The sequence below is a fragment of the Candidatus Endomicrobiellum agilis genome, from assembly GCF_020328115.1.
Taxonomy (GTDB): Bacteria; Elusimicrobiota; Endomicrobiia; order Endomicrobiales; family Endomicrobiaceae; genus Endomicrobiellum; species Endomicrobiellum agilis.
This window is the reverse complement of the sequence record NZ_JAIXMW010000004.1, coordinates 59,403-81,920: the sequence shown is the minus strand read 5'-3', so window position 1 is coordinate 81,920 and position 22,518 is coordinate 59,403. Positions and strand designations below refer to the sequence as shown.

The 22,518-nt window shown below is 36.2% G+C and carries 23 protein-coding genes; 22 read left to right on the top strand and 1 reads right to left on the bottom strand.

Translation table 11 applies throughout. The features are described from left to right. Positions 1 to 294 precede the first annotated feature (294 nt). The 4 genes from LE179_RS03400 (at position 295) to LE179_RS03385 (ending at position 4,892) form a co-directional block, all read left to right on the top strand. A complete protein-coding gene (locus tag LE179_RS03400) occupies positions 295 to 375 on the top strand; it encodes a DUF559 domain-containing protein (protein WP_374129009.1) in 81 nt (26 codons plus the stop codon). A 372-nt stretch (positions 376 to 747) separates the two neighbouring features. After that, the gene (gene dnaJ / locus LE179_RS03395) at positions 748 to 1,968 is read left to right on the top strand and encodes a molecular chaperone DnaJ (RefSeq protein ID WP_374128967.1); all 1,221 of its coding nucleotides are present in this window, start codon (positions 748 to 750) and stop codon (positions 1,966 to 1,968) included. A 1,904-nt stretch (positions 1,969 to 3,872) separates the two neighbouring features. Further along, complete coding sequence (locus LE179_RS03390) at positions 3,873 to 4,049, top strand: hypothetical protein (protein ID WP_374128966.1); 177 nt, start codon at positions 3,873 to 3,875, stop codon at positions 4,047 to 4,049. 654 nt (positions 4,050 to 4,703) lie between these two features. Continuing rightward, positions 4,704 to 4,892, top strand: coding sequence for a hypothetical protein (locus tag LE179_RS03385; protein WP_374128965.1), 189 nt, complete (start codon positions 4,704 to 4,706; stop codon positions 4,890 to 4,892). Positions 4,893 to 5,083: 191 nt separating this feature from the next. On the opposite strand, the gene LE179_RS03380 is transcribed toward LE179_RS03385, so the two are convergent. After that, a complete protein-coding gene (locus LE179_RS03380) occupies positions 5,084 to 5,302 on the bottom strand; it encodes a hypothetical protein (protein WP_374128964.1) in 219 nt (72 codons plus the stop codon). 200 nt (positions 5,303 to 5,502) lie between these two features. Between LE179_RS03380 and rpsF the strand changes: the two genes are divergently transcribed. The 18 genes from rpsF to greA all read left to right on the top strand — a co-directional run bounded on the left by rpsF (position 5,503) and on the right by greA (position 22,466). Then, positions 5,503 to 5,913, top strand: coding sequence for a 30S ribosomal protein S6 (gene rpsF, locus LE179_RS03375; RefSeq protein ID WP_374128963.1), 411 nt, complete (start codon positions 5,503 to 5,505; stop codon positions 5,911 to 5,913). Between the two features lie 16 nt (positions 5,914 to 5,929). Further along, on the top strand, positions 5,930 to 6,346 hold the full coding sequence (locus tag LE179_RS03370) for a single-stranded DNA-binding protein (RefSeq protein ID WP_374128962.1): 417 nt from the start codon (positions 5,930 to 5,932) through the stop codon (positions 6,344 to 6,346). An 18-nt stretch (positions 6,347 to 6,364) separates the two neighbouring features. Continuing rightward, the gene (gene rpsR / locus LE179_RS03365; protein WP_374128961.1) at positions 6,365 to 6,667 is read left to right on the top strand and encodes a 30S ribosomal protein S18; all 303 of its coding nucleotides are present in this window, start codon (positions 6,365 to 6,367) and stop codon (positions 6,665 to 6,667) included. Positions 6,668 to 6,718: 51 nt separating this feature from the next. Then, complete coding sequence (gene rplI, locus LE179_RS03360; protein ID WP_374128960.1) at positions 6,719 to 7,168, top strand: 50S ribosomal protein L9; 450 nt, start codon at positions 6,719 to 6,721, stop codon at positions 7,166 to 7,168. A gap of 48 nt (positions 7,169 to 7,216) precedes the next feature. Beyond that, the gene (gene dnaB, locus LE179_RS03355) at positions 7,217 to 8,593 is read left to right on the top strand and encodes a replicative DNA helicase (RefSeq protein ID WP_374128959.1); all 1,377 of its coding nucleotides are present in this window, start codon (positions 7,217 to 7,219) and stop codon (positions 8,591 to 8,593) included. Then, positions 8,590 to 9,765, top strand: a complete 1,176-nt coding sequence (gene alr / locus LE179_RS03350) for an alanine racemase (protein WP_374128958.1) — start codon at positions 8,590 to 8,592, stop codon at positions 9,763 to 9,765. Before dnaB ends, alr begins: the two co-directional genes overlap by 4 nt. 829 nt (positions 9,766 to 10,594) lie before the next feature. Continuing rightward, on the top strand, positions 10,595 to 11,383 hold the full coding sequence (locus tag LE179_RS03345) for an MlaE family ABC transporter permease (protein ID WP_374128957.1): 789 nt from the start codon (positions 10,595 to 10,597) through the stop codon (positions 11,381 to 11,383). A 53-nt stretch (positions 11,384 to 11,436) separates the two neighbouring features. Beyond that, entirely contained in the window at positions 11,437 to 12,693 is a 1,257-nt protein-coding gene (murA, locus tag LE179_RS03340; protein WP_374128956.1) for a UDP-N-acetylglucosamine 1-carboxyvinyltransferase, read from the top strand. Positions 12,694 to 13,763: 1,070 nt separating this feature from the next. After that, a complete protein-coding gene (gene rpsB / locus LE179_RS03335; protein ID WP_374128955.1) occupies positions 13,764 to 14,531 on the top strand; it encodes a 30S ribosomal protein S2 in 768 nt (255 codons plus the stop codon). Further along, positions 14,531 to 15,127 carry a translation elongation factor Ts gene (gene tsf / locus LE179_RS03330; protein ID WP_374128954.1) on the top strand — a complete coding sequence of 199 codons (597 nt, stop codon included), beginning with the start codon at positions 14,531 to 14,533 and terminating at the stop codon, positions 15,125 to 15,127. Before rpsB ends, tsf begins: the two co-directional genes overlap by 1 nt. Before the next feature lie 2 nt (positions 15,128 to 15,129). Beyond that, positions 15,130 to 15,828 (top strand): UMP kinase, encoded by a 699-nt coding sequence (gene pyrH, locus LE179_RS03325; RefSeq protein ID WP_374128953.1) that lies wholly within the window; start codon positions 15,130 to 15,132, stop codon positions 15,826 to 15,828. Positions 15,829 to 15,868: 40 nt separating this feature from the next. Next, entirely contained in the window at positions 15,869 to 16,390 is a 522-nt protein-coding gene (gene frr / locus LE179_RS03320; protein ID WP_374128952.1) for a ribosome recycling factor, read from the top strand. Positions 16,391 to 16,409: 19 nt separating this feature from the next. After that, positions 16,410 to 16,583 (top strand): indolepyruvate ferredoxin oxidoreductase subunit alpha, encoded by a 174-nt coding sequence (locus LE179_RS03315; protein WP_374128951.1) that lies wholly within the window; start codon positions 16,410 to 16,412, stop codon positions 16,581 to 16,583. Beyond that, on the top strand, positions 16,564 to 17,271 hold the full coding sequence (locus tag LE179_RS03310) for an isoprenyl transferase (RefSeq protein WP_374128950.1): 708 nt from the start codon (positions 16,564 to 16,566) through the stop codon (positions 17,269 to 17,271). Before LE179_RS03315 ends, LE179_RS03310 begins: the two co-directional genes overlap by 20 nt. A gap of 272 nt (positions 17,272 to 17,543) precedes the next feature. Continuing rightward, positions 17,544 to 18,341: a phosphatidate cytidylyltransferase gene (locus LE179_RS03305; RefSeq protein ID WP_374128949.1), complete on the top strand. Its 798-nt coding sequence runs from the start codon at positions 17,544 to 17,546 to the stop codon at positions 18,339 to 18,341. Continuing rightward, positions 18,338 to 19,495, top strand: a complete 1,158-nt coding sequence (locus LE179_RS03300) for a 1-deoxy-D-xylulose-5-phosphate reductoisomerase (RefSeq protein ID WP_374128948.1) — start codon at positions 18,338 to 18,340, stop codon at positions 19,493 to 19,495. Before LE179_RS03305 ends, LE179_RS03300 begins: the two co-directional genes overlap by 4 nt. Before the next feature lie 1,403 nt (positions 19,496 to 20,898). After that, complete coding sequence (gene ispG / locus LE179_RS03295) at positions 20,899 to 21,981, top strand: flavodoxin-dependent (E)-4-hydroxy-3-methylbut-2-enyl-diphosphate synthase (protein WP_374128947.1); 1,083 nt, start codon at positions 20,899 to 20,901, stop codon at positions 21,979 to 21,981. Between the two features lie 20 nt (positions 21,982 to 22,001). After that, positions 22,002 to 22,466 carry a transcription elongation factor GreA gene (greA, locus tag LE179_RS03290; RefSeq protein WP_374128946.1) on the top strand — a complete coding sequence of 155 codons (465 nt, stop codon included), beginning with the start codon at positions 22,002 to 22,004 and terminating at the stop codon, positions 22,464 to 22,466. Positions 22,467 to 22,518: the final 52 nt, after the last annotated feature.

Genomic DNA, 22,518 nt, shown 5'->3' with positions numbered 1-22,518 from the left:
ATTTTCCTTTTTTCTAGAGAGAGGAAAAAGTGAGGTCGGAAAAAATCTTTAAAATAAAGAAAAAGAAAATGTCAGCTACTTTTAAAAAGTTCAGCTTTTCCAGCGCTGCAAAAAAATGATATTTCCTGCTGTGCTTTCAACTCTAAGTGAAGATGATGGAAAGTAGTAAAATTAATAAAAATTTGTATCGTTTGTCATATCTTGCTCGCAAAAATTCAACTGCAGTTGAAAAATTAAACTTGAAATATTTTACGAGATGAACAAACAGATTGTTACTTTCGCAAACGGCGTTAAATAGATAATTATATTGCGGATTTTATTTGTCTTGCAAAAAAGTTAATTATTGAAATAGACGGTGGAAGCATGATAAATTAGTTGCAGATAAACTGAGTTTTTAGAAAAAGAAGGTTTTAGAGTAATTCATTTTGGAAGTAAAGAAATACTAAAGAGTTTGGTAGGAGTTTATGATGTGATTATTGAGAATGTCAACTAGATAACCGCACACTCTCCCATTTTATTTAAGAGAAACAGAATTTTAAAGTTATAAGATGAAATATTAAATAATTTTAGATATTTGAAATTTATTTATACGGAACCAAATGGATAAAATAGTACATCTTTCTTCTTTTTCTTTTTCTATCTCGAGGGGTATAATAGCAATAAAAGAGAGAAAATAAATTGGACTGATTACAAATTGTGTAACTGCTTGAAATATAAGTTGAGGAATTAATTGAGGAAAAAAACAAAATGAAACGCGATTATTACGAAGTGCTTGGAATCAGTAAAACCGCTTCTGCAGATGAAATCAAATCTGCATACAGAAAGCTGGCTTTGAAATACCATCCTGATAAAAACCAAGGCAATAAAGAAACCGAAGAAAAGTTTAAAGAGATAAACGAAGCTTACGAAATACTTTCCGACGCCCAGAAAAAACAACGATACGATACTTTTGGACACGATGCAACCGGCGGAATGCCCGGCGGCGGAAATCCTTTTGACGGACAAGGTGGCTATACGCAGTACAGCGGAGAAAGTGTGGGCGATATTTTCGGCGATATTTTTAGCAATATTTTTAGCGGCGGTTCCGCCGGACGCAGTAAAGCCTATCAAAGACGTGGTGAAGATTTACGCTATGATATAGAAGTTTCTTATCTTGATGCAATGAAGGGAACAGAAATTTCCATTGATGTACCTAAAAAAGAAACCTGTTCCGTCTGCAACGGGACCGGCAGCAGAGATGGTTCTGCACCAAAACAATGTACGAGGTGTAAAGGTAAAGGTCAGGTAAAATTTTCACAGGGTTTTTTCTCGCTCAGTCAGGAATGTCCACAATGTAAAGGTGAAGGAGCTATCATAAGTAATCCGTGCCCCGAATGTAAAGGTGTAGGTGCTGTAAGAAAGAGAAGGTCTATTAAGGTTAGAGTTCCAGCGGGTGTCGACGAAGGTGTTTCTTTGAAAGTCGCAGGTTCCGGCAATGCCGGTTATAATGGATCCCCAGCGGGCGACTTATACGTTATAGTGCATATGAAACAAATCGCAGGTTTTAAAAGAAACGGTGACGATTTACACACGGAAATTTCTATTTCTTTTTCGCAAGCAGCAATGGGAATTGAATATAAGGTGCCTGTCGTAGAAGGGTATGTGAAAGTAAAAATTCCGCCATCGACGCAGCCCGGAACCACTTTAAGAGTGCGAGAGCAGGGATTTCCTAAACTTGGCAGAAAAAACAGGGGAGACCTTTATGTTAAAATAAATATTTCTGTTCCTAAATCTATGAGTGACGCGCAGAAACGCGCACTTTTTGAATATGCAAAATCTATGGGCGAAATTTCAAAAGACGCTAAATATCAAAGTGAAAATTTTTTTAAGAAGATATATGGTAAGATAAAAAAAAAGAACCAACAACAAAAGAAAGAAAAATCCGAGCGAGTAAATTGGTGCAACTTTGGGGAACTGCTCAAACGATGAATTGTTTAAAAGATATCGTGAAAGAACAGGAAGATATTAACTGTTAGCGGAGTTTTGCAGCAGTTGTTTAACGAATATTTTGGGCGAGTTAGTAACGAGAAAATGGACTAGAAATGTCGTATTAATGTCAGAGTTGATTATATGATTTGGGCGAAGCTGCAGGAGCGGTCAAATAGGAAATAAGTATCATTAACGACGATGTGTTGGGATGTAATTGAAGAACAAATTCTTAAATACAAAAGTAAGAAATGTGTCAGTGCGGGAAGCCAGACGAATAAGCGTCAGCCGCAAGAGATAAGTATTTAATATGCAAAAATGTTAATAAAAATTCTTATGCTGTTCTTTCTGATAGGATAGAAATGAAAAGGTTAATAGCCTTGTTATTGATAGTAAGTTTACCACAACCTGCGATTAAGCTTGTAATTAAGAACAATGATAATATTCTTTTCATGATTTTTTTGTGGTTATTTTTTTGGATAACCTAATTGCGAACTTTTCCTCTTCACAAAAATGGCATGCGGACACACGACCGTCCGCCGACCTGCCGAACATATAAAGAGCAAGAACATAGCGGCAAAGCGCCATATGGCAATTTTAGCGCATGGATTGCCCTGTTTTTATGTATTAAATTTTATCATTATGTCGCCCCCACTTCTGCCAATGTTTAAGTCTTCAATTACACCAGCGCCAACACTAATGTTACCACCTGCGCCGAAAGAACTAATCCAAATCTGCCTTCTAATGTTGTGCCTTCTTCTTGGATTTCTTGATATTTCCATACGATTAATACAGATAACTCAATTCTAAAATTATGCTTTGAATGATTTTATTTATGTCCTTACGCTTTTTATTATATCTTATAGCATTTATATAGGTTGTTTGATTGCGCCGTATCTTATAGCATTTTTAAGTTGTGCTATGAGAGGGAAAATCTTTATGTTTATTACCCTCGTCCTGATTTAAAAACTTTGACTAAACTTTAAATTGATAATTCCGAATTTGGTAAGCTTGGTTATAGAACTTGTTGTTATTAGCATTATTATCATAATTGGTGGTGTGATTTTAGAACTGATGAAGCTGTTTTAACAGAAGTTTCTTACATTGTTAGCAATGTTTTCCATTTGGAAAGTGAAGAGAGGAGATACAGAATTTTACAGATTTCTCTATATGCTTAAAAAAGGAATAATAACTCGCCTGAAATTTATTATTGGTCAGCTGATGAAAAAATTAGGAATATCTAAGAAATAAAATGAAAGAGATATATGTATATGTCTGATATTTGGTTGTGGCAAATCTTCCAATAATGGAAATCCTGCGGATACTATTGTTGAAAAAAAAGAAGCGAAGGCGTTCCAAAGCCGACACTAGAACCAACGTTACAGCCTTCACAGAAAGAAACTGTTCCAAATCCGCCCGCTAATGGTAAGCCTTCTTCCTCTTGTGTTGTTCGGTATGGATACTTTCCTGTTAGTAATATCGGTAATCCTTTTTTTTACTTTTTTTAATATTTTGCTTTATATCTTCATTCTCGTTTTTGCGTCTTATTGTATTTATAAGTTGTAGGGACATGCAAAATCTAAATTTTTTGAACCTGAAGAATTGCATGTGGATATTCCTATACCCACTTTTAAAAAAACTGTTAATATTGCTATTTATAGCGTTGAAATATTTGGTTTTAAAAGTTGTTATTGGGATTGTCCAAATGGTTATTGAGTTGACGATAATACATATAAACGGGTTGAAGAGGAACCTGTTTTAAATGAAGAGGTTAGTGATTTTTCTCGTTTTAGACATCTTTATGAACCTAAAAAACCTAATCCGTAAAAAGGAGATATAATACCTGAAATTCCTGAAATCTCCGATAATTTGGTTGATGAAAAAATTAGGAATGTCTAAGTAATAGAATGAAAAAGATTATATGTATATTTTTGGTGTCTGGTTGTCAGCCAAAAGAACAAATTGTTCATAAAGATTTATCTGCTGACTTACCTGCTGAACCTGCTGGCAATTCTGTTATCAGTGCTGATAATAATCTTGCTAGTGATGAGCCTAAGCTGCCAGAGTCTACAGCTTTGGGGTAGTATAAAAAGCCGCTTAATATAATTGGGATTACTTTGGTTATAGTTTATTGTACTTTATTATTTAAAAGGTAAATTTGAAAGAAAGTTACCACCTGTCAAAGAATTAAGTACGGATAAAAACGAGGACACGTCTTTGATAATAGACACAGAACCAGACCCAGCAGAAAATGAAGTAGATCCAGAACAAGCAGAACGTGAAAGAGGATAAAAAAATTGATTTTTGTATACCTCTCTTATAATCAATTTCAGACATGTCCTGTTCGTTTCGACGCTAGGCGGAAATACCTCTATCATTTTGAAATGAGCAACAAAAGGATTGTTTTTCGTATGGTTTATAAAAGAATGAAATCTCTTGGCTATTTTGATACTGATTCCGAACTCATACTAGATTTTTTGCCTCTTAGAAGTTAGGAGTTTAACAATATAAGAGAACGTGCAAAACTTATGGGTCGTTTTTAGAAACAATACTTAGCTACTCTAATTTTAAATTAAATATGTAATTTGTAAAGCATATATATGTTGTCTAAAAGGAAACAAGGCGAGGTCGTCGCTTCGCTATGCGTTAAATGAAGAAACTATAAAGAATTAACCGCTCGGATTGTAATATCACAAGCCGTCGAGCCGTCAAGTTGTTATGCAATAAACGGAAACAATATGTTACCAAAAGACATACAGCAATATATCAATAATGGAATAAAACTAATCGGAGTATTTAATGGAGGAGCGTTTATCGCAACAGGAAAAGAAGAGATTAAGCAAGCGTACACAAATGATACTAAAGAAATAGAAGCTCTTATTAGATTTAGAGTAGCTTTTCATCTCGTTTTAAAAGCAAATTACTGAGATACTTATAATCAGAAAAGCTAACTTTTTCATTATTAAAAACCAACTTATCTCAATCAGAAAAAGTTCTATTTCTTTCATAAGAACTATTTAATGCAAGAAAAACTAAGGAGATGTTATTTTTCATTCTTTAATCCTTTAAATATTTACATATGGAAATACGCGCCAATTTATCATCTAACATCGCCGAATCACAAAAGACATCGACCAACTTTCTCATCAGCATCAGCATTAGTGACATTGAGACTAGCACAATCGTCACCGTACTCAACTTTTTCACGACCAGCAGCTCCCGCTCTAGTGCAGATATAGTGTTGCTGCTGTTGCTCTTCGCTTAGTTTTTTGTGTTGTGCTTCTTTACTTTTCTGCTGACACAACGAGAGCATTCTTCTGTCGCAGCTGATCAACATTCTTAAACGATATTTTGATTTTTTATTCAGTCGTCGCTTTATCTAAGCACGATTCCGTATATTGAAAAAACTTGTTTATTTTGTATATAATAATGAACAAACTTTGCTTTGCGTACAATTGCGTGAGGCTAAATCCCAAAAAAACAGAGTTTTTACAAAGATAAAACCCTTAAGGGAATTCCAAAAAGGAGGTGTAAAATATGAATTATGAGATCACTTTTATTGTTTCTCCCGACCTACCGACAGAAAAAGTTGAAGAACTCACCGCAAAAGTAGCAAAAATCATTGAAGATTTGAAAGGGACTGTTAAAACGATACAGCAGCTTGGAAAAAAAAGATTTGCTTATCCCATCAATAAACTCCGTGAAGGAAGCTATGTCTATATAGAACTCAGCGGTGATGGCGAAACGGTCAATGCAGTTGAAAGCTTTTTTAAATTTAACGATTCAATTATAAGATTTTTGACGGTTAAGGTTGAAAAGAAGAAAGTTATTGCAAAACCGACTGTGAAAGCAGAATCACAAGTAGAAGCGACGGAAGTGGAAAAGTTACAACAAGCAACGGAGGTAAAGCAAAATGAACCAGCAACAGAACAGTCTCCGCTTACCTGATCAAAACAATGTTATTATGGTGGGCAGACTTACAAGAGATCCCGAATTGAGACGCACAGGTACGGGAAAAGCAGTTTGCTCGTTTGATATAGCTATTGGTAGGAGAATAAAAGATGCCGATACAGGCGAATGGAAAGACGCCGATCCGACATTTGTTCCCATTATTGTCTGGGGTGATCAAGCGGAGAGATGCGGAGAGCGCTTAAAAAAGGGAGTTCCAGTGCATGTAGAGGGAAGACTTCAGAGTAATAAATGGGAGGGGAACGATGGAACTAAAAGAAGTCGCTTAGAAGTCGTGGCTTCAAGAGTACAGTTCCTTTTTATAGTAAGGCAGGAATCAGTGCCGATAGATGCAAAACCTGTTGACAGTATAAATGAATCGCAAGGACAGTCTGATAATATAAATAATGATAACGATGAAATACCGTTTTAAACGACGGGAGGAAAAAATATGGCATTTACGAGAAAACACGTGGGACCGGCAAAACCTCAAAGTCCTTCGGCTGGTGGGCGAGAACGTCCCGGCGGAAAGTTCAGAAGAGGTGGACCAATAAAGAAAAAAGTTTGTCGTTTCTGTGCTGATAAAATTGAGATAGATTATAAAAACGTAAGTCTGCTTCGCACGTTTGTAACCGACAAAGGAAAAATACTTTCAGGGCGCATAACTGGCACGTGCGCAAAACATCAGAGAGAACTTGATAGGGCAATTAAAAGAGCAAGAATGATTGCGCTTTTACCTTTTACGGTAAATTGACGGCTTGTGTCTGCAAGTAAACTGGATTTACGATACGTAGCGGAGGAAAAAATGAAAGTTATACTGAAGTCTGATATCACTAATATCGGACGGCAGGGCGAAATAAAAGATGTTATGGCGGGATTTGCGAGAAATTATCTTATTCCTCAGAATCTTGTTATGGAGGCCAACGCCCAAAATCTTAAAATCTGGGAAAGAGAAAAAGTAAAGCTGGCAAAACGCAGAGAAGAAATAATTAATACGGCAAAAGAAGTTGCTTCTAAGATGGAAGCTTTAGAATTTGCCGTAAAAGTAAAAATCGGAGAGAACGGCAAAATTTTTGGGTCGATAACGCCTGCAAATTTGATAAAGATTTTTGAAGATAACGGGTTTAAAGTAAATAAGCGCGATATTCTTCTTTCAAATAACATAAAAGAAATTGGGAAATACGAAATAAATGTGAGACTTCATCCGGAAGTCACCACAAAAATAAGACTTTCTGTTATAAACGAGAAAGAATAATTTTATATTGGCAAACAAGCCAAAATTTACAACTTTTTAATAAGAAAAATGGCAAAACCAACTAAAAGAATTCCACCACAGGCTATAGGTGCAGAAATGGCCGTATTAGGCGCAATGCTCATAGAAAAAGAAGCCATTTTGAAAGTTGTGGATATAATAGATGAAAATGACTTTTATAAAGATATACATAAACAAATCTTTTCAGCAATTAGTGATATTTATTTTGAAAACCAGCCGGCCGACTTACTCACGGTCTCAGAGGCTTTGAAAAAGAAAGATATGTTTTCCAAAATCGGAGGCACACATTATCTTACAACATTGGTTGATTCCGTACAGACTGCCGCGAGTGTAGAATGGCATGCTTCAATTATACGCGAAAAATCAGTTTTAAGACAGCTTATTAACATAAGTTCTGAAATAGCAGATGATGCTTTTGGAGAACAAGACTATCCAGATAAAATATTGGATAAATCGCAGACAGCTTTATTTAATATCTCATATCAGAGATGGAAAAAAGGTTTTTCAAGCGTTTCTAAGCTAGTAACCCCTATGCTTAAAAAACTTGAAAAACTACATTCCGATCCAAAAGAAATTTCGGGGCTTTCGACAGGTTTTGCCGATTTTGATTCCAAAACAACCGGACTTCATCCGGCGGAGCTCATAATTATAGCAGCGCGTCCGTCTATGGGTAAAACTGCCCTTGCCTTAAATATCATAGAACATGTGGCTGTTGTAAAAAAGAAACCTGTCGGTATTTTTTCACTCGAAATGAAACAGGAAGCGTTAATGATTAGATTTCTTGCTTCTTTAGCAAGAGTTAATATCGGTAGGTTAAGAAATGGACAATATAACAGCACAGATTGGCCTAAACTTACAGGTGCAGCGGAAAAAATTGCCAAAGCTCCTATTTTTGTTGACGACGATTCTAATATAAACGTCGTAGGACTCAGAATAAGAGCAAAAAAGCTTGCAACGGAACTTAAAGCAAAAAACAATCCGCTTGCTTTGATAGTAATAGACTATATTCAATTTATAGACGGTTCAGGTAGAAAATTTGAGTCCCGTCAACAGGAAGTTTCTGATATTTCCAGATCTCTTAAAGCCTTAGCAAAAGATTTAGATATACCGGTTGTCGTCTTATCGCAGCTTTCAAGGAGAACGGAAGACAGAGGAAGAAAAGATAATAGACCGCAGCTTTCTGATTTAAGAGATTCCGGTGCAATCGAACAAGATGCCGATGTGGTTGCAATGCTTTATAGAGAAGGCTATTACAACAGAGAAGATCCCGATATACAAAAAAAAGCCACACTTATAATAGGTAAACAGAGAAATGGACCAACAGGCGACGTGAACTTGATTTTTGAAGGCGAATATACAAAGTTTTCCGATGAATCTAAAATACAGATGCAGGATGATCATCAATGAAAAAGCAATTGCCTCCTGTAGTACTAGTAACCGTAAAAAACAAGACGAAACAAACAGTTTTTTTCAGACAGAATTGGATTGAAATTGACAAAAGCGATTTTCATTTTAATTTAAAAAAAATAAAAGAGTATATTGCAAAAGACACTAAAATTATGCTCGTTATAAAAGCCAATGCCTACGGGCATGGCGGAATTGTACTTGCAAAAGAAGCGCAAAAAGCCGGAGTATCTTGGCTCGGCGTTTCTTCGCTTGAAGAAGGAATACAGCTTAGAGAAGCTGGTATAAAAACTAATATTTTGATTTTAGGAAATATTTTTCCTTTTGAAAATTTTCAGGTTGCGGTAGCTCATTCTCTGACTCCCACAATTTCTAAGATATCAGAACTCATAGCTTTAGAAGATCTAGCAGTAAGATTAAATAAAAAAATTAATTTTCATTTAAAGATAGATACCGGTATGGGAAGAATCGGCGCTATACCAGAGGCTGCGTATCCCATACTGCAAAAAATTCCGCAAATGTCCAAAATAGACATGACCGGTATGTTCACTCATTTTCCCGTCGCAGATATTGACTCTGTTTTTACGCAATCGCAGCTAAATATTTTTACGAAGATTATTAAATTTGCACGCACAAATCTCGGACTAGAATTTGTTGCGCACGCCGCAAACTCGGCGGCATTGTTTAAAAACAAGCGCACGCATCTCGATATGGTGCGTCCAGGGTTAAGCGTTTACGGACTTACGCCTTTTAAACATGCAGAGAGATTGTTAAAACTTAAACCCGTTCTCTCATGGAAAACAAAAATAACGTTTTTAAAGAGAGTCCAAGCTGGTTTTTGCGTGAGTTACGGAAGGACTTTTGTTACAAACAGAGCTTCTGTTATTGCCACGATTCCCGTAGGATATGCTGACGGCTATAATAGGTTGTTGTCTAATAAAGGCGACGTCTTGGTGTGTGGAAAACGCTGTCCGATTGCGGGAAGAATTACAATGGATATGACAATGATAGATGTAACCGACGTAAAAGGCGTTGCACTCGGAGACGAAGTAGTTTTGATAGGATCTCAAGGGAAAGAACAGATAAAAGTTGACGAGCTTGCAAAAATACAAAATACGGTAAATTATGAAGTTATATGTGCTATATCTGTGCGAGTGCCGAGAATTGTTGTTTAATAAAAACTGATTAACTATTTTACGTATTGCTTCACATTACGTCAGTTCGGAAACAAACATGTGGTAATTAGCGTGGACCAATCATTAGAGCCTTAGAAGTCTTTGCTTGACCAATCCGAGTATTAGGGAAGGCACTAATTTTTTGTCTACTTATGTGCGTTATCCCAGGTTGCAAGAGACTAATGGGAATTAATACTGTAAGAGAAATAATCTAAGAAGAGATGAGAGAAGTTAAAACAAAAAAATAATCTCTGTTTTTAACTATATATTAAATGTTAGTTGGAAATTTTTTGGTCCCATATTGTTGGCGATGGCATATTAATCGCTATACGGAATACCGACAGGGAACCTCTCGTAAGGGAAAAAAGATACAGCCGCCAATGTCAGCACAAAAACCGCCGATAAAGGCAATAGACTAGAGGTAGGCAAAAAGTTAGGTATAATAATTAATGCCGTGAGACCTTAACAATCAACTAACAAATGTAGTTCTTAGCATGAGACAAAGCAAGAAACGTACAGCAAACGCGGTGACTTTTATATCAAGGTGGAGTACTGCAATATGTTATTCAAAAATAGAAAGGGAAATGGAAAAAAAATATATGCGAGGAATTAGCAGAGATACGGCAGAAGTTAAAAGTCTCCAAAGGTAGAACGTTAACACAACGAGCAGAAACGGTATAGCAGCGACAATCCTCATATACTCGCATTCCACCATTCAAACAGGTAAAATCTTTCATTATGTCCGGGCAATGCAGTAGTTTTATGCAAATTTATCAGTTGCATATTAAAAGGGAATACGATAAAATTTATAAAAACAAAACTTTCTAAGATGAAAATAAGCAAAATGATACCATCTAAAATTTTTGTTCCGTCGTTAGAGGGACTAGGAAAAGCAGTTTTAATGACAGCGGAGACAATTTTATGGATATTCAAAGGCAGCATACCCGTAAAAAACACTATTTCACAAATGGTTGAAATTGGATGGCGCTCTATTCCCATAATAACGCTCACATCTTTTTTTACCGGAATGGTTTTGGCTCTTCAAACAGGCTCTGCAACCACAAATCTTTTCAATGAGCCTATTTATGTCGGCACGATAACGGGTTTTTCTCTAGTTGTAGAACTAGGACCTGTTCTTACGGCAATAGTTGTAACAGGAAGAGTCGGTGCCGCAATTACGGCAGAACTCGGCACAATGAAAATTACAGAGCAGCTTGACGCTTTATATACGCTCGGCACAGATCCGGTAAGATTTCTTGCCGTTTCAAGATTTTTAGCTTGTTTTTTTATGCTTCCTGCGCTCACGGCAATTGCCAACATAATCGGAGTATACGGCGGGATGACTCTAACAACAAACTTATGGGAAGTCTCTCCAAGCTCATATTGGTCTGAAGTTTTGGACTTTATGACGATAAAGACTTTTTTTCACGGAATTATAAAATCGTCTTTTTTCGCTTTGATTATCGTAATAATCGCATGCCACAAAGGTTTCAATACAAAAGGAGGAGCGGAAGGCGTTGGGAAAGCAACTACAAGTTCCGTTATGTCCTCAATGGTTTTTATTTTGATCTCAGATTATTTTTTAACATCACTATTAGTGTCGTTAAATATAAAGTGACAAAAAAAGGAATTAAAAGACTGAGCTTACAGTCGCGTCATTGGGAATTGTAAATGGATAAAATAGTAATATATGGCGGCAAGAAGTTAAAAGGTGAAGTTATTGTGTCAGGTTCAAAAAATTCCGCGTTGCCCATATTGTTTGCCACTCTGCTCACAGATGACCCCGCAACAATAAAGAACATTCCTTCTCTTGCTGATATAGAGACGACGGTAGCATTTTTAAATTTTATAGGTAAAAAAACTGTTAAAGAAGGAAATACAGTAAAAGCTTATTCTTCAGATAAATACAAGCATATAGCACCTTATGATTTAGTAAGAAAAATGCGTGCAAGCGTTTTAATAATGGGTCCTTTGCTTGCAAGACTTAAAAAAGTCAACGTATCGCTGCCCGGCGGATGCGCTATAGGCGCAAGACCTGTAGATATGCATTTGGACGCATTTAAGAAATTAGGCGCTGAGATTTCGGTAGAAGGTGGTTATGTAAAAACCTTTGCCGGCAACGGACTAAAAGGTGCACAGATAAGCTTTAGATTTCCAAGCGTCGGCGCGACAGAAAATATATTGCTTGCCGCAGTTTTAGCAAAAGGTAAAACTACAATTACTAATGCCTCCTGTGAACCGGAAATAGAAGATTTGGCAGAAGTTTTAAAGAAAATGGGAGCAAGAGTGACGGGAGCAGGAACAAAAAAGATTGCAATAGATGGCGTGGACAAACTTCATGGTTTTACGCACGAGATAATTCCCGACAGGATAGAAGCTGCTACGTATGTAATTGCCGCGGCGATTACCAAAGGCGAAATTATTATTAAAAAAGTCATTCCTCAGCATTTAAAATCTGTAAATGATAACTTGAAAAAATGCGGATTGTACATTAAAGAAACGAAGGATACAATTTTCGTAAAGTGGATAAAAAGTTTAAAACCGCAAAATGTAAAGACGGAAGTATATCCGGGGTTTCCCACCGACGTTCAGGCTCAATGGATGGCTTTAATGTGTCTTTTAAACGGGAAATCATGCGTAGAAGAGAATGTTTTTGAAAATAGGTTTCTGCATGTCGCCGAACTTCAGAGATTCGGCGCTGATATAGCGATAGACGGTAAAACCGCGAATATAAAAGGCGTTAAAAAGTTTTCGGGAGCGCCGGTAATGGTATCGGATTTAAGAGCCGGAGCGGCTCTTGTTTTAGCCGGACTTGCCGCAAACGGCAAGACTACAGTTTCAAGAATTTACCATTTGGACAGAGGATATGATATGCTTGAAAAAAAGTTTAAAAAACTCGGCGCCGACATACGGAGAATTCGCAATTGACGACGCAAAAATATTTGGCAGCAGGAATTTAAAAGTTTTATTAGTTTATTCCTTTGTATCTGTTAAAAAATCTTTGATTTTAAAATACTGTTTTTCAAATATCAAATATCTTTTATTTTTCAGAACAGTCAATAAAAATCCATAGAGATTTCATAACTTTTATTTAAAAGACCTAAAAAATTTATTTAACTCATAACGACGCGTCCTTAAACATAAGACAATCACGATTGGGATTTATGTAAAATGTTTTGTCAGATTTATTTAAATTTTAAGAAGATTAAAAAATTGTGCCAAAAAATTTTATAACATCAATTGTTGCATCTACAATCGTCGTACCTTCATCATTTTCACCGGCAAAAACGCAATATGCAGCGAGACATCTCGAACCAAATCAACAATAAAACATAGCGGAAGTTGCATAAACCGATTTGTTTACACAACGGATACGGAAAAAGTATCACCGACGAAATCTTAAAAAAAGATTAAACTTATTGTTAACTTATCAACAGACAAAGAAAACACGCCAATTGCAATTTTAACTGTCATATAAAATACACTGTCATCGGTGGCGAGAAAAACGTAATGAAAATCTATCGCTAACTAATCTCGCCGTACTGCTAATATTTTACCAAAAGACTTTAAATTACCGGATAAAACAAAACTGCGGAGAAGAGCTGTCTAAATCAACTGTGACAAATTAATGATACCCAAAAGGAAAAGACGAAAACGCATATTACAAGCAAATTAAATTAACGCTGTATGGTAAAAAAGTATATTGTTTAGATAAACTTAATCCGTATTTTCGCCTCTTAGAAAGTTGTATTCACTTATTAATGATAGATTTCTTGAAAAACGAAGCTTTTTTTGATAAAATAATAGATATTTACATGGGGAAAACATATTAAATAAACACACAGTCGGATTTGCCAAAGGTCCCTAAAGTTTAAGTTCTAAAACCGAATTTTGGGGTTTCGGAGATTGAAGATTGTGGAAGCCGTGAGACAGAAATATAAGCTGTCTAAGAGCGGAAGCTGCATTGCAAACGCAGCAAAAAACCGAAGGAGAAAAATATGGCAAACATTACAATGAAAGCTTTGCTGGAAGCCGGCGTCCACTTTGGACACCAAACCAGAAGATGGAATCCAAAAATGGCAAAATTCATTTTTGGAGTAAGGAACAAAATTCACATCGTTGACCTTCAGAAAACACTCAAAGAGTTGAAAAAAAATTATAGAGTTGTAAGAGATTTCGTCTCTGAAGGAAAAAGCATAATATTTGTAGGAACAAAGAAACAGGCGCAGCTTACCATAAAAGAAGAAGCATTGCGTTGCGGAGCATATTTTGTATCCGAAAGATGGCTTGGCGGAACGCTTACAAACTTTGAAACATTGAAGAAATCAATCGCAAGATATAAAGAAATAGAAAAGATGAAAGAGGATGGAGTTTTTAAACTTCTTTCAAAAAAAGAACAGTCTCAAATTGAAAGGGAGAGAACAAAACTCGAAAAATCTTTGGAAGGACTTAAAAATATGTCAAATCTTCCGGGACTTATGTTTGTCGTAGATTCTCACGAAGAAGCAACCGCTATTTTAGAAGCAAGAAAACTCAAAATCCCGATTGTTGCAGTCTGTGACACAAATTGTGACCCGGATCTGGTTGATTATCCTATCCCCGGAAATGATGATGCCATAAGAGCCGTAAAGCTTTTCTGCTCTATTATCGCAGACGCTGTTTTGGAAGGTAAAGATATTGCCAGTAAGAAAGAAAAAAACGATGTAAAAGAAGCGACATCGACTGTGGAAAAAGAGGAAAACACGCGAGAAGGAGAAGCAAAATAATGTCAACCGAGCTTATAATAAAGTTAAGAGAGATGACAGGTGCAGGAATAATGGATTGCAGGAACGCATTAAAAGAATCAAATGACGATATAGACAGAGCCTGCCAATGGCTTAGGGAAAAAGGCATAGCATCAGCTGTTAAAAGAGCGGGAAGACTCGCAAAACAAGGACTTGTCTATTCATATATACACGGCAATGGTACGCTGGGTGTTTTAATTGAAGTAAACTGTGAAACTGATTTTGTAGCAAAAACGGAAGATTTTCAGAATTTAGTTAAAGAAATTGCAATGCAAGTCGCTGCAGCTGCTCCTACCTATATTTCGCGCGAACAAATTCCTGCAAGCGTTCTTGATGCGGAAAAAGAAATCTATAAAGCCCAGCTTAAGGAAGAAGGTAAACCAGAAAAAATCTACGATAAAATTATTGAAGGTAAAATTGAAAAATTTTACACTCAAGTATGTTTGTACGACCAAATCTATATAAGAGATATTTCCGGTAAAGAGACAATAAAAGATTTGGTGACAAATGCCATTGCAAAAATCGGCGAGAACATAATAATAAAAAGATTTGCAAGATTTAAACTCGGAGAAGAATAATAATGCCTGCAAAGAGAGTGCTTTTAAAACTTTCTGGAGAATCTCTTTCTGGTGACTCGTCTTTAATAAGCGCAGACAGTCTTTCAAGAACCGTAAACGAAATTAAATCAGCCGTCACTCGCAGTAAGGTACAACTTGCAATTGTTATTGGCGCGGGAAATATATGGAGAGGCGCATGCAAGTTTATAGAAAGAGTTACTGCAGATAAAATGGGAATGCTTGTAACTGTTATGAACTCTCTTGCTTTAAGCGATGCTCTGGCAAAAGCTGGCATGAAGTCAAATTTATTTTCGGCAAACGGTGTAAGCGGTTTTGTCGAAAACTTTAACAGAGAAAGAGTTATTAGGTGCATTGAACAAGGGAATACGGTTATTTTTGCAGGCGGTACGGGCAATCCTTTTTTCACGACGGACACCACCGCCGCTTTAAGAGCCGCAGAAATAAAAGCTGATATGTTATTGAAAGCCACGCAGGTTGACGGTGTTTATAGTGCAGACCCCAAAAAAAATAAAGATGCCATAAAGTTTAATTCTTTAACTTTTAAAGAGGCTTTGGATAAAAATTTAAAAATAATGGATTCTGAAGCTTTTTCATTGTGCATGCAGACAAATATATCAATTACCGTGTTTGATTTTTATAAAGATGGTAATTTAAAGAAAGTTTTAAACGGGGAAAAAATAGGTACAACGGTGGAGGCATAAAATGCAAGTTCAGAGTTTTTTTTCAGCGTCAGAAGAAGCTATGAAAAAAACTATAGATAGATTAAAATGCGAATTGTCTTCAATAAGAACCGGCAGGGCAAGCAGTGCTATAATAGAGGGAATAAAAGTTGAAAGTTACGGTTCTCTCATGCCTATAAATCAGATTGGGGCTATTAGCATCCCCGACGCAAAAACAATAGAAATAAGACCATGGGACGTTTCGCAGTTAAACGCAATAGAAAAAGCGATACTTAAAGCCGACATAGGAATGACTCCGGTAAATGACGGAAAACTCATACGTATTTCTGTCCCTTCTCTTACGCAGGAGAGAAGAAAAGAGATAGCAAAATCTGTAGGCAGGATGGCGGAAGAATTCAGAATTGCCGTAAGAAATGAAAGAAGAATTTTGGTTGAAAATATAAAGAAGCTTGAGAGAGATAAAGTTATAACTGAAGACGATAAGAAGAAATTTGAAGCTAAAGCTCAGAAAATTACCGACGATTATATAAAGAAAATAGATGACAATATAGCGGTTAAAGAAAAAGAAGTTATGCAGATATAAATAAAATCAGGAGAACATAATGGTCTATCAGATTGATGCAAATACTTGCGTGGGATGCGGAGCATGCGCCGGAAATTGTCCTGTTTCGGCTATTAAAGAGAACGGCGATAAATACGAAATTGATACTAAGCTTTGCCAAGGATGTGGAGCATGCGAATCGACCTGTCCGGTAAGTGCTATTTCTAAACAATAAAGGAATTTTTTTGATACCCGGACACGTAGCTATCATAATGGATGGGAACGGCAGATGGGCAAAGAAAAGATCCTTACCCAGAGCTTTCGGTCATAAACAAGGTGTTAAAACTATAAAAAATATTGTCAGGGCTGCAAGCAGTCTTGGAATCAAAGTTTTGACACTATATGCTTTTTCTACTGAAAACTGGAAAAGACCGCAATCTGAAATAAAAATATTATTTTCTTTACTCAGACAGTTTATAAAAAAAGAATTAAAAGATTTAAGTAGTTTAGGCGTTAAATTGAGAATACTTGGAGATTTGTCAAAATTTCCTGAAACTATAAGAATTGAAGTTGAAAATGCACGCAAGACTACATCTCAAAATACGGGACTTGAATTAAATATAGCTTTAAATTATGGAGCGAGGCAAGAACTTATACATGCTTTCAAAGAGATGTCAAAGCATGGTATAAAAAAGCCTACGGAAGAAATTGTTTCGTCTTTTTTGTATACTGCGGGACAATCTGATCCAGATTTGCTTATTCGTACTTCAGGAGAATTCAGAATATCAAATTTTCTTCTGTGGCAGATAGCGTATTCTGAAATTTACGTAACAGGTAAATTATGGCCTGATTTTACACAACAAGACTTAGAGATCGCGATATCGGAATTTCAAAAAAGAGAAAGGCGTTTTGGCGGATTATGACAGCAATAGCGATTGTGTCGCTGATTATATAGCATTTTCATAAAGATATCTTCTTGCTTTATCAGAAAGACTGTTGTCTTTTAAATAAGTTTATACGTATCGTCTCAGGCAGTTTATATGTCTGACTACCACAGTTGTTTTTGTATTTACAGTTTACGACTCTTTTCGTGATCGCTAAGCACGATGTAATCAGCAATTCGTAACTATAAATTAAATCAAGATATTTGTAGTAAATTTGATCTGCCATTAAAATATAATTTTTAGAGTTTGCGATGTTACTAACTAGAATGTTGACAGCTATTATTGGAATGCCCCTTATTCTTATGTGCGTATACTGCGGAAATGTTCCGTTTTATATAATGATGCTTATAATATCGTTCTTGTGCGTTCATGAATATTTGATAATTTCAAAAAAATATAATCCGCACAACGTTGTGTCGTTAGTAATGGCTGCTGCGTTTTTTGTGTTTTTATATTTTTTCAAAGATATCCCGGTAAATAAAGTCGCGGTTGCTGCTGTTACAATAATGCTCGTTCTTTTCGGAATTGAGGTTTTCGGAAAAAACCCCGTCCTATGCATCGGCAGAATAGCATCATCTTTTTTAGGAGCTTTTTTTATTCCGCTTACTTTAATGCACATAGTTTATATACGCAATTTAACCAACGGTATGAAACTTACATTTTTCATCTTTATAGTCGTTTGGACTTTAGATACTATGGCTTACGCTTTCGGGAAAGTCTTTGGGAAACACAAACTTGCAAAAAATGTCAGCCCTAAAAAAACGTTAGAAGGCACAGCGGCAGGAATTGTTTTCGGCATTTTAGCGGCAGTTGCTTGTAGATATATATTTATGTGTGATATTTTAACTCTGCAGAATGCCGCAATACTTGGTCTCGTAGTTGCTGTTGTGGGGCAATTTTCAGATCTTGCCGAATCGCTTATTAAAAGAGATGGTAGTGTTAAAGATTCCGGAAAAATTATACCCGGGCATGGTGGAGTTTTTGACAGATTTGACTCTTATATGTTTGCCGCTCCTGCAATGTACTACGCTTTACAACTCTTAAAATGAAAAGAATAACGGTTTTAGGTTCATCTGGTTCCATAGGCAGACAGACTCTTAATATAGTTTCTAAAATGAAAGATAATGTTTTTATTGAAGGTCTTGCCATTGGTTCTAATGTAAAAATTTTAAAATCGCAGATTAGAAAATTTAAGCCTGCAGCAGTATCCGTAAACAATTCTTCTGATGCTCAAAATTTAAGAAAATGGTGTGTCTCAAATAATATAAAAACCGATGTTTATAGCGGAAATACGGGACTTGAGAAACTTGTAACAATGCCGAAAGCCGACATGATTCTCATCGCAGTCGTCGGAACTATCGGTTTAAAGCCCACTATAGCAGCAATAAGAGCGAAGAAAGATATTGCTGTCGCAAATAAAGAAACGCTTGTTATGGCGGGAAGTTATATAATGAAACTTGCTGCCGAAAACGGCGTCTTAGTGCTTCCTGTTGACAGCGAGCACTCGGCAATATTTCAATGCTGTGCAGGCGAGAAAAAATCACAGATAAAAAGAATAATTCTTACGGCTTCCGGCGGTCCATTTTATAAATATGATAAAGATTTTTCTAAAATAACAGCCGAACAGGCTTTAGATCATCCGACGTGGAAGATGGGCAAAAAAATAACGATTGACAGCGCTACGCTTATGAATAAAGGGCTTGAAGCTATTGAAGCATCTGTTCTTTTCGGAATACCTATAGATAAAGTTGAAATTGCTATACATCCGCAGTCTGTAGTGCATTCAATGGTAGAGTACATAGATGGTTCCGTTATAGCGCAGCTTTCAAATCCGGATATGAAACTTCCGATACAGTACGCTTTAACTTATCCGGAAAGGCTGCCATCAAATATTAAGCCGTTAAATCTTGTCGAGATTAATAAGCTGGAATTTTACAAGCCTGATTTTAATAAGTTTCCCTGTTTAAAGCTTGCATATTATACTGCAAAGAAAGGCCGTACTATGCCTGCGGTAATGAACGCCGCAAATGAGGCGGCGGTTGCCGCCTTTTTAAACAAAGAAATAAAGTTTACGGATATTGCAAAAATTGTTGAAAAAACCGTAAAAGCCCATAAAATTTCGGAAAATACATCGTTAGATAATTTTATTGAAGCTGACTTATGGTCGAGACAATATGCAGAGAAATTAATCAATAAAGTATAATTTATAAGATTTTTTTAAAACAAATATCAGCATGAACCGAATATATTCGCAAAAACGTTTTTTTCTCATTTTTTCTATTCCACACTTGAACTAGAAGAAGCGAAAGAACTTGTGTGTGTGGGGCAGAAGCAGAAGTAAAAGGAACAACAGTCGGAGTGGCTGAGAGATTTTGAATTTTTCCAAATTTCCTCAGATATTTTTATAAGAAATTGATTAAGAAATTTAAAACCTTCAATCGTTTGCTCCCCTCGTTGCGTCTATTAGTATTTGTCTCTGAGTTTATAACAAGAATTGTCTGGGAATTGATAGACTGTTGCATTTGTAAGATGTTTAGAGCATATTCTGATTTATATTTTTCTCCAGAGATATCAACGTAAATCTCATCTGCTGTAAAGCTTGCCACATCGCCCAATATCGGCGAAGCAGGAGTAAATGGCGGTGTCAGGCGATTTTAAGAAGAGAGTCGCTAGACGCTGGCAAGTATTTATGAAAAAATGAATATTTTTTAAGGCATATCCTCGCTATAAGAAAGAATCCAGTCGCGCACATAACTCGCGAGAAGGTTGGAAGTCATATTTTTTCACTCTGCTTTATTTAAATTTCGGGAGACAGCATATCTTTTAACTGCAATACCGCTTGTGTTAGCCGCCACCCTTTTGAATTTACTTCGTAGATTTCATTGTCTTTTGCGTCTGATTGTTCTTGGAAAGGAATGACAGCAGAACGGTAAGAATCTTCTAGCTGTTTCCTCTTTTCACAGACTTTAACATATCCTTTAGATTTAGTCGTCCGGCATCGCTGTCTCTATCTATTTTCGAACTTTAGTCTCGCTATCTCGAATTTCTGTTTACAATGACCGTATCTCGTCGGACTAGCTCCACTCCCTGTTCACCAATTAGACGGTTCTTTGGATGTTTAGGATTCTTGCTCTCTTTTTCTGTTTATGCAAAGTATTCTATATGCGAAAGCTCAAATGATAATGGAATATCTAAGAACGTCTAGCCAAAACGCGTCTTCGCTAATATCTACAGGCTATCTCTCTCGTTGCTTATACGGGAGAGATTGTGTCGCTACCGCTACCGTCGATTTCGCAAGTTTAGATTTTTCATAATATTAGCGAGCTATTAATATTAGCGTTTTGATTCCCACTGTCGTTGTAATCTCCGGGCAATATCAGAAACAGATTTCGCGCGATATTCGGTTATCACCACTTTGAAAGGAAACATACGTTACGAAAAATTTAACTCTAGCGTCTATAAATAAAAATATGCTTCATATGTTTCAGAAAGAACCTTAATAGAGCTAAACCAGATAGTCGTTTGATAAGCGTACCACATAAAATTGAAAAATGAGAAAAAAACGAATAATTTTATTTATAAGTTGAATTTTGATTTAATTTAAAAATGAAATTTTACAAAAGAATTGAAACGAGAAAAATAAATATCGGCGGTGTTATAATAGGAGGCGGGTCTTCCATTGCAGTCCAATCGATGACAAATACAAACTCAAGAGATTGGAAAGCTACCGTAAGACAAATAAAACAGCTCGAAGAAGCAGGCTGCGAAATCGTACGAATTTCTCTTCCCGACATAGAATCCGCCTATAGCGTAAGTAGAATTAAAAAAAACGTTAAAATCCCATTAGTCGCAGATATTCACTTTGATTACGCAATAGCGCTTGAAGCAATAAAACAGGGTGTTGATAAGCTAAGAATTAATCCGGGGAATATAGGTTCAAAAGATAGAATCGGTGTTTTGGTAAAGGAAGCAAAAAAAGCGCGTATTCCTATAAGGATAGGAGTTAATGCAGGATCTCTAAAAAAAATTCATAATTTTTCTGATAATTCTTCACGTGCAAAAGCTCTTTCGGATGCGGCAATAGAACATGTAAAAATTTTAGAAAAGTACAATTTTCAAGATATAGTTGTTTCTTTAAAAGCTTCAAATATTGATATAACGGTAAAAGCATATAAGCTTTTTGCTTCAAAGAGAAACTATCCACTACACTTAGGAATAACGGAAGCAGGCTCAATATTTAGCGGAACTATAAAATCCGCAGCAGGACTTGGCATAATGATGTACGAAGGCATAGGCGACACCGTCAGAGTTTCTCTTACCGCAAATCCTGTCGAAGAAGTTAAAGCAGCTTATTCTCTTTTACAATCTATGGAACTTCGCAATTCGGGAATAGAGATTATTTCATGCCCCACCTGTTCGAGATGCGAAATTGACTTGATAAAAATAGTTTCAGAAATTGAAAAAAAAACTTTTGCAATGAAAAATCTAAAAAGACTTTCTAAGCCTGTAAAAGTAGCATTAATGGGTTGTATCGTAAACGGTCCGGGAGAAGCAAAAGATGCAGATTTAGGTATAGCTGGTGGAAAAAATATGGGAATATTATTTAAAAACGGCGAGATCATAGGAAAGGTTAGTCCTGATAAATGGGTCGCAAAGATTATATCTATGGTAAAAGATTATAACAGTTAAGATGACTTTGGGAGCAGAAAATGGCAGAAATTTATTTAACTAGAGAAGGTAGAGAAAAACTTATCAAAGAATTAGAAGAACTTCAAAAGAGAAAACCCTTGATTCAAGATGAGATTGCGAAAGCAAGGGAACATGGCGATTTAAGAGAAAATGCTGAATATCATGCTGCAAAAGAAACTCTCACTAATCTCATGCGTAGAATTATGGAACTTAATTCAAAAATAGCTAGTGCAAAAATTATTGAAGAACAAAATATTGATTCTGATAAAGTATTTATAGGCGTTACCATAATAATACAGGATGAATCCGGAGACGATTATAAATACACCATTGTGGATTTGGAAGAAGCGGACCCCGCTGCAAACAAAATATCGGTACAGTCACCACTTGTGCAAGGGTTGCTAGGGCATACAGCCGGCGAGACAGTCGCAGTTGAGTTGCCCGCAGGCAAAACAAAATTTAAAATATTGAAGATTTACAGATAACTGCCGATAGAATGGAAAATCAAGATTATAAAATGAAAATACGTCAACAGCG